This window comes from Acinetobacter sp. LipI_15, from assembly GCF_058242865.1.
In genome coordinates this window covers 2,685,516-2,699,032 of record NZ_JBZAYN010000001.1, presented here as the reverse complement: position 1 = coordinate 2,699,032, position 13,517 = coordinate 2,685,516, and the positions used below count along the sequence as shown (strand labels likewise).

The 13,517-nt window shown below is 40.5% G+C and carries 10 protein-coding genes; 2 read left to right on the top strand and 8 right to left on the bottom strand.

Annotated elements, in window-relative coordinates; translation table 11 throughout:
- Position 1: 1 nt before the first annotated feature.
- From AC4CU0_RS12720 to AC4CU0_RS12685, 8 genes are all read right to left on the bottom strand, one after another.
- Entirely contained in the window at positions 2-592 is a 591-nt protein-coding gene (locus AC4CU0_RS12720; RefSeq protein ID WP_078189669.1) for a tetratricopeptide repeat protein, read from the bottom strand.
- Positions 589-1,182 carry a methionine biosynthesis protein MetW gene (metW, locus tag AC4CU0_RS12715; RefSeq protein ID WP_067763682.1) on the bottom strand — a complete coding sequence of 198 codons (594 nt, stop codon included), beginning with the start codon at positions 1,180-1,182 and terminating at the stop codon, positions 589-591. Before metW ends, AC4CU0_RS12720 begins: the two co-directional genes overlap by 4 nt.
- Positions 1,182-2,342 carry a homoserine O-succinyltransferase MetX gene (gene metX / locus AC4CU0_RS12710; protein WP_168377871.1) on the bottom strand — a complete coding sequence of 387 codons (1,161 nt, stop codon included), beginning with the start codon at positions 2,340-2,342 and terminating at the stop codon, positions 1,182-1,184. The genes metW and metX overlap by 1 nt, the downstream gene beginning before the upstream one ends.
- A 104-nt stretch (positions 2,343-2,446) precedes the next feature.
- Entirely contained in the window at positions 2,447-4,144 is a 1,698-nt protein-coding gene (gene leuA / locus AC4CU0_RS12705) for a 2-isopropylmalate synthase (protein WP_111884051.1), read from the bottom strand.
- A gap of 263 nt (positions 4,145-4,407) precedes the next feature.
- Positions 4,408-5,508, bottom strand: a complete 1,101-nt coding sequence (locus AC4CU0_RS12700; protein ID WP_180109018.1) for an alpha-hydroxy acid oxidase — start codon at positions 5,506-5,508, stop codon at positions 4,408-4,410.
- Positions 5,505-6,188: a Fe2+-dependent dioxygenase gene (locus tag AC4CU0_RS12695; protein ID WP_180007181.1), complete on the bottom strand. Its 684-nt coding sequence runs from the start codon at positions 6,186-6,188 to the stop codon at positions 5,505-5,507. Before AC4CU0_RS12695 ends, AC4CU0_RS12700 begins: the two co-directional genes overlap by 4 nt.
- 97 nt (positions 6,189-6,285) lie before the next feature.
- The gene (locus tag AC4CU0_RS12690) at positions 6,286-8,574 is read right to left on the bottom strand and encodes a catecholate siderophore receptor Fiu (RefSeq protein ID WP_180163104.1); all 2,289 of its coding nucleotides are present in this window, start codon (positions 8,572-8,574) and stop codon (positions 6,286-6,288) included.
- A 301-nt stretch (positions 8,575-8,875) separates the two neighbouring features.
- Positions 8,876-11,086, bottom strand: coding sequence for a TonB-dependent receptor domain-containing protein (locus tag AC4CU0_RS12685; protein ID WP_490743261.1), 2,211 nt, complete (start codon positions 11,084-11,086; stop codon positions 8,876-8,878).
- A 274-nt stretch (positions 11,087-11,360) separates the two neighbouring features.
- Here AC4CU0_RS12685 and tig point away from each other — a divergent pair, with 274 nt between their 5' ends.
- Together tig and clpP are read left to right on the top strand one after the other, a co-directional pair.
- Positions 11,361-12,692 (top strand): trigger factor, encoded by a 1,332-nt coding sequence (gene tig, locus AC4CU0_RS12680; RefSeq protein ID WP_180050484.1) that lies wholly within the window; start codon positions 11,361-11,363, stop codon positions 12,690-12,692.
- 195 nt (positions 12,693-12,887) lie between these two features.
- Positions 12,888-13,493 (top strand): ATP-dependent Clp endopeptidase proteolytic subunit ClpP, encoded by a 606-nt coding sequence (clpP, locus tag AC4CU0_RS12675; protein ID WP_490743260.1) that lies wholly within the window; start codon positions 12,888-12,890, stop codon positions 13,491-13,493.
- The last annotated feature ends 24 nt before the right edge of the window (positions 13,494-13,517 follow it).

Below are 13,517 nucleotides of genomic sequence, written 5' to 3'. Positions count from 1 at the left end.
CTTATTGTGCTTGAATCCATTTGTCCGCACGGTCACGTGCTTGACGGATTTGGTCTTGGCTTAAGTTCGCTGCTAAAGCGGTTTTTTTGCCTTCAGACAAGCTAATCACTTTGTTGTCGAGCATGCCATCACGGGTAGAAAGCTCATACCATTGGTATGCACCCATGTAGTTTTTCTTTTGCTCTTCCATCATGGCTAAGTTAAAGCTTGCGCGGTTATCACCACGGCTGGCTGCTTTTTCGAAATATTGACGAGCAAGCGCTTCATCTTTTTTAGTCCCAATGCCATCAGCGAGCATACGACCCACATTGAGCTGAGCTGCAGATAAACCTTGATCGGCAGCAGCTTTGTACCATGCAAAAGCTTGACGTTCATCTTTTGCAACGTCTTTACCTTGTTGATATTTAGTGCCTAAGTAAAACTGAGCACCAGGCTGACCTGCTTTAGCAGCTTTACTTAAGCTGTGAATATCCATAATTGAATATTGTGCAGCTTGGCTAGAAACTGAAGATGATGGAGCAACATAATCCGCATGGGCTTGTATGCTAAAAAGTCCAATCAGTAGCGTCGTGCTTAATAATAATTTTTTCATAGAGCGCTCACTCGATAAATTGCGACTTCACCAAATAGATTTGGGAGACGTTTACTCAGTAAACTATCTTGTTGATCCCCATTCACGGCAAGTCGGTTAATAATCCGGATGTTATTTTCAGCACACAGCGCTTCAAAATCACGGAAAGTACATAAATGAATATTGGGCGTGTTATACCACATATAGGGTAACGCGTCTGAAACAGGCATCATTCCTTTTAATGCAAGGAAAGAACGAGTCTTCCAATGTGCAAAGTTTGGAAAGGTGATAATGGCCTGTTTCCCCACACGCACCATGTCTCTTAAGAGAACGTCTGGTGCATCTACAGCTTGCAAGGCTTGTGCCATAACCACATAGTCAAAAGACTGGTCGGCAAAGCGACTTAAACCTAAGTTTAAGTCCTGTTGGATGATATTTAACCCGCGACTGACTGCAATTGCAATCTTTTCTTGATCAATTTCTAAGCCATATGCACGAATATTGTGCTTTTTGCTCATATGTGCAAGCAGTTCACCGTCACCACACCCTAAATCGAGTACGCTTGAATCTGGTTTAATCCAACGTTCAGCAAGTTGATGATCAATACGCATTAGTTGGTCTCCTTCGGTGTTTCTTGCAGGTGTTTTACACCGCCTAGGAATGCACGTAAGCTTTTCACATATAAAGGAATCGGGAACAAGAAAGAGTCATGGCCTTGTTCAGCATCAATATCGACATAGCTCACAGGCTTATGATTGCTAATTAATGCATCTACAATTTCTTGCGAACGAGCAGGGGTAAAACGCCAGTCCGTTGTAAATGAAACAACTAAAAATTGACACTTGGTTTTAGACATCGCGGTTTTTAATGATTGCTCATATTCACGTGATGGATCGAAATAATCTAAAGCCTTGGTCATGATCAAATAGGTATTGGCATCAAAGTTACGGCTAAATTGCTCACCTTGATAACGCAAATAACTTTCGACTTGGAATTCGACGTCAAAGCCATACATAAATTTACCTGACTTTAAGTCACGGCCAAATTTTTGTTTCATGGCTTCTTCAGAGAGGTAAGTGATATGACCGACCATACGGGCCAAGATCAAACCTCGCTTAGGATAACTGTCATTTTCTAAATAGCGACCATCATGGAAATCAGGGTCAGACAAAATCGACTGACGCGCCACTTCGTTAAAGGCAATGTTTTGCGCAGACAGTTTTGGTGTACTGGCAATAATCACGCACTTTTGTAAACGATCTGGATAGTCCACAGACCATTGTAGAGCTTGCATGCCCCCTAAAGAGCCGCCAATCACCGCATACCACTGCTGAATCTCTAAACGATCAGATAACATGGCTTGGGTTTTGACCCAGTCACGTACAGTGACTAATGGGAAATCAGGACCATAAGGGCGATTGTCATTTTCAGGATTTGGAGAGGTCGGTCCAGTAGAACCGCTACAGCCGCCGATATTATTTAGTGCTACGACAAAGAATTTTGACGTATCAATGGCTTTGCCTGGTCCAATACATGCGTCCCACCAACCCGGCTTACGGTCATCTTCATGATGATAACCTGCTGCATGGTGATGGCCTGACAGTGCATGACAAATCAAAATTGCATTAGATTTGTCTGCATTCAGTTCGCCATAAGTTTCAACCATGAGCTCAAAACGTGGGAGTATGCGATCGCATTCGAGCTCTAACGGCTCTTCAAAAATAAACTTTTGTGGGGTAACTAAGCCCACTGAGTCAGCTGGAAAAGACACAGGAATAATTCGCCTTAAATCTTTAGTATGAATAATAAAAGGATACCACTTGAGGGTATCCTTCTAAAGTCATTTTATTGCTATTTGATATTTATAGCATTGAATTAGACTGCAGCAGCAATCACTTGTTCAGTACTCAAAACACCTTGTTCAATTAAACGGTTAGTGCTGGCAATAATCGCCTCGATAGATGCGGTCACGATGTTGTCATGCACACCTGCGCCGAATGCAGACTTACCTGTACCTTTCACTTGAAGCTCAATCAACGCTAAGGCTTTAGCATGTGCGCCTGAACTGATGCTACGTTCTTCATAGTTCAAGACATCAATCGGTAACTGCAAGGCATTTAAGATAGCAGAGATTGGGCCGTTGCCTTCACCACGTAATTGCTGGATCTCACCGTTCACTTCGACATCAAGCTCAATGACTTGTTTGCCATTTTCATCATGTAAGCGGTAGTTTTTCGCCGCATAATGCGTGTCTTTGGCAGCCACATACGTGTCTTTAAATAAAGACCAGATTGCTTGCGCAGAAATCTCGGTACCGTCTTCATCTGTTTTTTGCTGTACGATTTGCGAGAACTCAATTTGAATACGACGAGGCAACACCACGTTGTAATTTGATTCTAACAAGTACGCAATACCGCCTTTACCAGACTGTGAGTTGACACGAATCACGGCATCATAGTCGCGGCCCAAGTCTTTCGGGTCGATTGGCAAATAAGGCATATCCCACATTTCTTCGTTCTTTTGGAACTCGAAACCTTTTTTAATGGCATCTTGGTGTGAGCCAGAGAACGCGGTGAAGACCAAATCACCAGCATACGGATGACGAGGGTGTACCGGCAAGCCTGTGCATTCTTCAATGATTGAAATGATTTCGTTAATGTTTGAGAAATCTAAGTTTGGCGCAACACCTTGGGTATACATGTTCAATGCAATCGCTGCAACGTCCACGTTACCTGTACGTTCACCGTTACCAAACACACAGCCTTCGACGCGGTCAGCACCAGCCATAATGGCCAACTCAGAAGCGGCAATACCACAGCCACGGTCGTTATGACAGTGCACAGAAATAATCACACCGTCACGGCGTTGAATGTTACGGTGCATCCATTCCACTTGGTCTGCATAGACGTTCGGACCTGAAACTTCAACCGTTGCAGGCAAGTTTAAAATCACTTTGTTCTCTGGAGATGCTTCCCAAATTTCAGTGACCGCATCACAGACATCTTTAGCAACTTCTAATTCTGTTGCAGTAAAACACTCTGGACTGTATTGGAATACAAATTCAGTTTCAGGCTGTTTTGCAGCGTATTCTTTGACTTTCGTTGCGGCATTAATCGCTAATTGTTTTGCACCAGCAACATCAACATTCAACACTTTATTGCGGAAAGTTGGAGAATTTGAGTTGTAGATATGCACGATTGCGCGTTTTGCGCCCTGCAATGATTCAAATGTGCGTTGAATCAGATGATCACGCGCTTGAACCAAAACTTCGATGTACACATCATCAGGAATATGGCCGCCTTCGATCAACAAACGCGTGAAATCGAAGTCGATTTGTGATGCAGAAGGGAAGCCGATTTCAATGTGTTTGAAACCAATTTTCACAAGCATTTGGAACATTTTGAACTTTTGTTCAATGTTCATTGGCTCGAAGATCGCTTGGTTACCGTCACGAAGGTCGGTACTCATCCAGATCGGCGCTTTATTGATTTCGTTATTTGGCCATTGACGGTCTGGTAAGTCTACACGTTGGTACATGCGACGGTATTTTTTGCTTGGATCTGCCAACATCATGTGAAAACTCCTTATAGCACCGTGGATAAATGTCGTGGATAAACGGCAAGGTACTACTTATATAGATTGTGTCTATTCTAGCAATTTACAAGTTTAATTTCGGAGTCTTTAGTCGAAAGTCGAAATAAATCTGTAAAGATTCACATGACTTAGCTTTACCGTAAGCTCGTAAATGTATAACTAAATATTAGTCCATATATTCCGGAAATAATTTCCTATTTTTGCGTCAAGATGCCATTACTGGAAAATATTTTTCTATAAAATTAGCTTTTTTGAAAAATATAATCTTTATTAATCTCATCGACGGTGGCTGTTCCCATCAATGCCATCGTAATCTCAAATTCTTCTTTCAGTATTTTGAGTACATGGGCAACACCTAAAGCGCCCGCTGTAGCTAAACCATAAATGCAAGGACGTCCAACTAATACGGCAGATGCACCCAAGGCTATCGCTTTAAACACATCTGAACCACGACGAATACCACCATCATATAAAACTGGGAAATCCTGAGGCACAACTTTTTTAATCAGTTCTAAGGCGATGAGTGGGGGAATGCAACCATCCAGTACTCGACCACCATGATTCGACACAATAATGCCCTGTACGCCGTGTTGCAGGGCAAGTTCAGCATCATGTGGACTAACAATGCCCTTTAAAATAATCGGTAATGAGGTGTTTTGACTGAGCCAAAGGATATCCGCCCATGTCGGCGCGATTTTCATCAGACCTTGAAATAATGGGTGTTCATTTTGCTTGCTTTGAGGTTGTTGAATAAAATGATGAGGCTGCGGTTCATACTTAGGAAGTTCAAAAAACGCATGTCTCTCTCGGTCACGAATTCCTGAATGTGGAGAATCAACGGTCACCACAATCGCTTTAAAACCATGTGCTTCTGCCATTTTGACCAGTGATAATGACTTTTCGCGCTCACCTTGCCAATACAATTGGAACCATTTGAATGGATTGCCCTGCTTTAACTCACGCATATCTGTATTGGTAAACGTACTGAGGATCATATTGCTGCCAAGGACTTCGGCGGCGAGGGCTGTTGCAGCTTCAGCATCAGGATGAAATTGTTGTTGATGTCCGATCGGGGCAACAAAAATAGGGTGCGGGAAACGTTGCCCTAAGATTTCGATTTGGGTATGACCTTGGGTCAGATCTCTGAGCATACGTGGTAGAAGTTGTATCTGTTCAAACTGAGACAAATTGCCACGTACACTGTGTTCATCCATAGAACCACCTTGTAGGTATTGCCACACCATGTGTGACAGGTGCAGTTCAGCCTGTTTTTCGTAATCGGCAATGGTTTGTAAATGAGCAGGAATCTGAGTCAGTGGTTGCAATGGAGAATGTTGACTCATAGAACTGCCCATTGACGTAAAAGATTATGGTAGTGATTCGTCAGTTGTAATATTTCTTTGCTATCGCCTAAATTTTGTCGTAATTGCATAATGGTCTGATCTAAATTAAAAAGCATGCTTCTTTGCCAATCATCTTTGACCATGCTTTGTACCCAAGTACAAGCTGCTATACGGGAGCCTGAAGTCACAGGTTCAACACGATGTAGACTGGTCGCTGGATAAATAATTGCATCGCCAGCATCTAACTTAACTTCATGTTCACCATAAGTATCCTCAATGATCAGTTCACCACCTTCATATTCATCGGGTTCTGATAAAAAAATGGTCATTGAGACATCTGTACGCACAGTTATATTTTTTTCATGATAGTAATGGATTGCATTATCGACATGATTACCGTAGTGACCGGTATCTTGGTAGCAATTGAAAAGCGGAGGCAAGATTTCTTTAGGTAATGCAAAAGATTGAATGAGCAGACTTTCTTTAATTTGCGGTAATACTTGCTGACTTAACTGCTGATAGAGCTGACTGTTTGAATTGATTTGTAAATTTTTTTTGATGTTTTGAGCTTGTGCTCCGGCCGAACTTTTTCCTGAAACCCACTGATTATCTTGGTTCATCGCTTGTCTGATGCTTTGAACGTGTTGCTTTGAAAGGACATGAGGGACATGAAGAAGCATAATTTAACCTTAATCTAATTTTAATCAAATCTACATAAGATAAGCATAAATAAAAAAGCCTTAATACAAGATTAAGGCTTTTTTTAGAATATTTAATTTAGAACTTAAAATTAAATGTTAAGCGATAGTTACGTTCAGCACCTGCGATGTAACGTAATCCACCACGGTTGATGCTGTTAATGTAGTCTTCATCAAATAAATTGTTGATGTTGAATTGAATCCCTACATTTGGTGTTGCTTGGTAACTAACCATTGAGTCAAATACCCAGTAGTCAGGGATGACAGCAGGACCGACCTGATTGCCATCTTTGTTTTTAGTCATTTCACCATTGTAACGCGCGCCGCTACCAATGCTCCATTTATCCATATTGTAGGTCGTCCACAATGTGAATGCATCAGAAGGCGTAAATGGCATATTACTTGAACCATCTGCTGAAACTTGCTGGTTACTCGCAGCTTGGGTTACATTTTTAATGTCTGTTTTTTGATGTGTATAACCAGCAATAACTTGCCAATTGTCATTTAAGTTACCAATCACGCCAAGTTCAACACCTTTAACTGATTTTTCACCAGTTTGGTAGTATTCTTCACCATCTTTTTCCAACTCATTTGTGAGTTCAGTTTGGAAAAGTGCACCTGTTAAGAGTAAACGGTTGTCAAAAAATTCCCATTTAGCACCAACTTCAATGGTTTCAATTTCTTGAGGATCAAGATCTAAGTTGTTATTGCTGCTCGCTGAACCAGATGGGGCAAATGCATTGGCATTACCAATACCGTCACCACCTGTAATAGTACCCGGTGCTTGTTGTTGGATGGCGTAGTTAGCATACAAGCCACCGTTTTCAGTTGGTTTATATAGTGCCCCAACTTTCCAGTTGAATAGGTTGCCGTCATCTTTAAAGCTTTGTGCAACATAATTTGCCGGTTGACCTGAAGCAGCCGTATTCACAAATGTATCGGCATCAAGTTTATAACGATCTAGACGAACGCCACCATTCACAGAAAATTGTGGTGAAATTTCAATAGTATCGAAGGCAAAAATAGAGTAGGTATCCATTTGAGCTTCAGAATCACCATTACCATTGGTATTTCTGACTAAAGCGGTATGTACAGTGCCTTGTGGGTTATACAATGAACTTGTACCGGTAACCGTAGCAGTCCAACCACGTGTTTTCATTTCTTCACGTGTAAATTCAACCCCTGTACTGACATCATGTTTTAAGCGACCTGTATTGAAACTTGTAACCAAGCTAGTTTGGTTAGTTATAATTTCATTTTCAGTATCACTATTATTTGCACTGCCTGAAACGCGCATCGCAGTAGGATCATTCAGGTCAGTTGACGTTGTAGTGAAGGCATTACCTGAGAATGTCGTTAAATATTGATGCTCTGTTTTGCCCCAACGAGAAGTATTTTTGATTTTCGTATTTTCTGATAAATCATACTCTAAACGAGCAGTTGCCATGTCCGCAGTGACATCATCAAAATCTTCAGGTGCACCATAATAATTTGAAGTATCAACTTTATGGCTATTTAGATATGGCGCAAGACTTTTAATACTTGCATTCGTACTTTTATTTGCATCAAACCCTGGTAAACCTACAGTTGGGATACCACCATCCAAGACATTGTCTTGTTCAATATGTAGATAGTCTAAGAAAAAGCGAAGATCTGTGCCTAAACCAAAGCCTGCTGAAAGTGCAACAGCCCATTTTTCATTTTCAACACCGTCACGACCAATACCGTCTGAGTTTTCACCCATGGCATTAAAACGGATGGCCGTTGTATCGTTTATTGCTTTATTAATATCCGCAGTTGCTCGGTAATATTCATCTGAGCCGAAACCAAGAGTTGCATTGTTAGCGTCTTGAAGTTTTGCTTCTTTTGTTGATAAATTAATTGAACCTGAGGCAGCTGTACGACCATTATCTGTACCAGCAGGGCCTTTAAATACTTCAATTTGTTCGTAATTAAACATGTCTCGAGTAACGTTACCCAAGTCACGTACTCCATCGATGAAGATACTATTTGCTGTATCAAATCCACGCATGGTAACAGCATCACCAGTATTCATTCGTCCGTTTTCACCTAGGGAGAATGTGCCGACACCAGGAACGTTTCGAAGTGCTTCTGTTAGGGTCGTTGCATTTTGTTCTTTTAATACTTTCTCAGGGATAATGGCCATAGTCTGAGTCGTATTTAGTTGAGATTGCGTAAACTTATCTGAAGACGCTTTTTCTACTTTATAATTCTCTTTATTTACAGTTTGATTAATCGTCTCGAGTTGGACAGCTTTTTCTTCAGCCATTACATTGCCTGCAATGATTGAAAGTGATGAAGCAATCGCTGTAGAAACAATTTTCTTACGTGTTTTAATGAAGGCCATTTCGAACCCGATTCGGAGTAGTGAATTTGTATGCGAATAATAATGATTCTTATTTGTTCTTACATCTTTATGTAATTGTTATTCACGATAAATAATCGTATCGTGATAGCCCTATTTAATGTAATGATATAACAAGTATTAATTAAGTATCTGTTTTTTATTAAGTATTGATAAAACATATTATTGGTTTGTAATTGATTGAGATTACAAATATAGCCATGATTATGAATTAAATAAGAATAAATCGTAAATTGTTGATGTAAAAAAACCTGCCGAAGCAGGTTTTTTTATAAAGTGTTATTTAGAATTTAAAGGTTGTACTTAATTGTACGCGGCGGCCTTCTTGAGTATTGCTATAACGGTTGTAATAGCTATTTGCGACTTTCTCATAATCGTTAAAGTCTTTATCAAAGACATTGTACAGAGCAACACCAATATCCCAGTTTGGCGTGACATTAAAGTTTGAACCGACATGTAATAATGCGTATTCCTTGTAGTCACCAAGGGCATCATAAACCTGTTGATTCGCTGCAGTTAGATTGTCATAGGTTGAGGTGAAACGTGCACGTTCACTTCGATACTCACCACGCGCCCATAAATTCATAAAGTCAGCAGCTTGCCATTTAAGCGACGCATTAACTATGTGTTCTGGTGTGTCATTAAGTACAGGATTGCCTAAACTGCTATCTTTAATTTCAGTTTCAGTCCACGTGTAGTTCAGTCCAAATTTCCAATTATCGGCAAATGCCCAGTTTAAACCAGCTTCAATACCATAGACTTCAGCTTCTTCGGCATTCACAGGGCGAGTCACATTCCATGAGTCTGCTGTGCCACGGTTATAATCCATCACCCATGGCGTTCCAACCGATGCCATGAAAGCTTCACAGTCAGCTTTAGACCAATTAATACCCGAAGTCGTTGTGTTATCAGTATTACAGCTAATTTCCTTATTACCCGTCATAATCTTATCTTCGATTTGACTAAAGAAAGCCGTAACGTTGAAGTCAAAATTATGATTGGTTGAGAAATATGTACCAAATTCAAAGTTTTTACTGGTTTCAGGTTTTAGATTTGGGTTACCAAAAGTTGGTGTACGACCCTGACCACTGACATTGACCACACCGTCAGTTAAGCGTTCCAAACGTGGGGCTTTATAACCCTCACTATATCCGCCTTTGAAGGTCCAGTTTTCATGTGCATTCCATACCAAATATGCACGTGGCGTCCAAAAATCACCAAACGTATCGTGGTCGTCATAACGAAGACCAATTGTTAATGCTAGATTGTCGTTCAGCGACCAAGTATCTTCGGCAAATAGACCCAATTGCTCAAAAGAAACTTCTTTTTTTACACGTAAACCATCACTGATACTGGCTTCCCACCATTGACCGCCTAGAGTAATACGGTGGTCTTCAAAATGTTGAGTGGTAAATTTAGTATCAAAAATCGTATCTTCACTTTCTAACACACGAGGAGTGATGGCTGTTGACATCCCTTGTGCACGTGCAGGAATTAAACGTCCAACCGTTTCTGTTTGAGTATTGATAATACTTGACTCAAGTTTACCAATAGCATTATTCCAAGTATGTGCGAGGATCATTTTCTCACGGTTATATTCTTGAGCATCACCATAACCACCGTTTGCGCCAAGCGTCCCTAATTGACCTTTGCTATTGTCATACCATTGTTCAGTTTTTTCATATTCAACTGAAATATCATGGTCGCTGTGCGGTGTCAGGGTTAAGCGAGCACCGATAGTTTCTAGATCAGATTTAGTTGGGCTATTTCCGCCACTAAGTTCAGCACCAGTATCATCGTCATCACTACGTATTAAATCTGATTGATCACGTTCCGCTTTACGTGCACGGATTTGTAAGCCCAATAAATCTTGAATGATTGGCCCTGTTAAAAATGCATCGACAGCGCGTTGGTTACCAAAGTCTGAGTGATTTGGCAGTACTGTGCCTTCTAACGTGACCGAACCTGTCCATTCTGGTGAAACTTTTTTGGTAATGATATTGACTACACCACCAATTGCATCAGAACCATATAAAGTAGAAGCTGGTCCGCGGATGACTTCGATGCGTTGGATAGCCGAAACAGGGGGGATAAAACTATTATTCGACTCACCAAATCCATTAGGGGCAATGTCACCTGTACTATTTTGTCGGTGGCCATCAATTAAAACCAAGGTATATTCGGCGTCCATACCACGAATACGAATATTTAATCCGCCGGTTTTCCCTGCTGTAGGGCTAATATCGACACCTTCTACATCACTTAATGCATCTGCAACGGATGTAATTCGTTTATTTTTTAAGTCTTCAGCCGTAATCACGGTAATTGAAGCAGGAGCATTCTTGATCTTTTGTTCAAATCCCGCTGCAGAAACAACAATGGTCTCCATCTGTTGAGCTTGAGATTCGGCCGTTTCAGCATGTGTGAAACTCGCAGTGGTTACAATTGCCCCAATTAAAGCAGCGGAAAGTGGATTGAGATTAAAATTACTCATAAAAGAATTCCAAATATGGACGAGATAAATATATGAAAATAAATTAAAAAAATGTAGCATTAAGAATAATAGTGAGAAAGTTTCTCATTTGCAATGATGAGTTAAAAAATAATCAAAATTTATGCAAGAAAAGCTGAAAAATTCTAAAAATAAGAAGGGCATCCATGCCTGAATTTATAGTGTTATAATCCATTTTTGTATATCTTTAATTGTTGTCATATAATGTGGCACTTTTTTTTAAAACTGTTTTAACTAACAAATTATCGAGGAAGCCATGCAAGTAACTTCTGAAGCGGTTTCGGGCGTTGCCCGTCGTTTAAATGTATCTGTACCGACGAGCCGTATTAACGAGCAGTTTGAAGCTCGCTTGAAACGCACTGCCAAAACTGTGAAGATCAACGGCTTCCGTCCAGGTAAAGTACCTGTAAACGTTGTTCGTCGTGAATACGGTGCTGGTATCTATCAAGAAGTTGTAAACGACATCATTCGTGACACAGTATTCGAAGCGATCCAACAAGAAAAAATCAATGCTGTTGGTATGCCAAACATTGAAAAAACTGAAATGAAAGATGATGCTTTAGTTTATGAAGCAACTGTAGAAGTTTATCCAGAAGTTGAAGTTAAGTTCGAAGGCCTAGAAGTTGAACGTAAAGCAACTTCAGTTGACGACAAAGACGTTGAGAAGATGATTGAAAATCTTCAAAAACAACGTGCTTCATGGGCTGAAACTAAAGGCATGGCTAAAAAAGACATGCAAGTAACGTTCGACTTTGAAGGTACTGTTGATGGCGAGAAGTTTGAAGGCGGCGCTGCTGAAGACTTTAAACTCGTACTTGGTTCTGGTCGTATGATCCCTGGCTTCGAAGACGGCATCGTTGGTATGAAGAAAGGCGAAGAGAAAGTTATCGATGTAACTTTCCCTGAAGACTACCAAGCTGAAAACCTTGCTGGTAAAGCTGCTCAGTTCAAAATCACTGTTAAGCTTGTTGAAAAACAAAAACTTCCAGAAGTTGATGCTGAATTCTTAAAAATCTTCGGTCTAACTGAAGAAGAAGGCGTTGAAAAACTGAAAGCTGACGTGCGTAAAAACATGGAACGTGAAGTGAAAAACGGTCTTCGTAACCAAGTGAAAGGTGCAACTTTTGATGCGCTTGTCGCTGCAAACGAAGTAGAACTTCCAGAAGCAATGGTTGCTCAAGAAATTGACCGTCAACGTCAACAAATGATTCAACAATTCACTCAACAGTTTGGTGCTCAAGGCGCTAAAGCGTTTGATTCAAGCATGCTTCCAGATGACCTATTCAAAGAGCAAGCTGAAAAATCAGTTAAACTTGGCGTATTAGTAAGCAAAGTATTGGCTGAAGCTAAACTTGAAGTTGATGCTGCACGTGTTGATGCTTACATCGAAGACATGGCTTCTTCTTACGAAGATCCTAAAGAAGTGATTGAATACTTCAACAACGATAAACAGCAACGTGCTCAAATCGAAGCTGTTATTCTAGAAGACCAAGTTGTAGATCACATCTTAGCTTCTGCTAAAGTAACGGATACAACTGTGAGCTATGAAGACTTATTGAAAGAGCAACAAGCTCGTCAACAAGGCTAATTTCTAGCTTTCAAAAAAAGGCGCGTTAAGCGCCTTTTTTTATCGGATTTTTGCCCCCAAATAAGTTGTCCTGATTTCACAATGCTTATGAAAAAAATATCTGTTATTTAATTGGGAATCTTTTGCAATTTCGACAAATATCCCTCATATTGTGAATTATGGGTTGAGTCAGAAAAATTTAGGAATAAATAACGTATGTATGTTCCAACAATTGAAAACGCATTAGTGCCAATGGTGGTAGAACAGTCATCTCGTGGCGAGCGTTCTTTTGATATTTACTCACGCCTTTTGCGTGAACGTGTGATTTTTTTAACCGGTGAAGTTGAAGACAACATGGCAAATTTGATTGTTGCCCAAATGTTGTTCTTAGAAGCAGAAAACCCAGATAAAGATATTCATTTATATATCAACTCACCAGGCGGTTCGGTTACTGCGGGTATGGCGATTTACGATACCATGCAATTTATTAAACCTGATGTTGTGACTTACTGCATGGGGCAAGCAGCATCGATGGGTGCATTCCTGCTTAACGCCGGTGCTAAAGGCAAACGTTACTGTCTTGAAAATGCCCGTGTCATGATTCACCAGCCTTTGGGTGGTTTCAAAGGTCAGGCATCTGACATTGAAATTCATGCACGTGAAATTCTATTCATCAAAGAACGTTTAAATCGTTTAATGGCAGAGCATAGTGGTCAAGACTACGAAACTGTTGCTCGAGATACTGACCGTGACAACTTTATGACAGCGCAAGCTGCGAAAGAATACGGTCTTGTGGACGAAGTTTTATCTAAACGCCCATAAGTTTTAAAGAATTAATTATTGGAG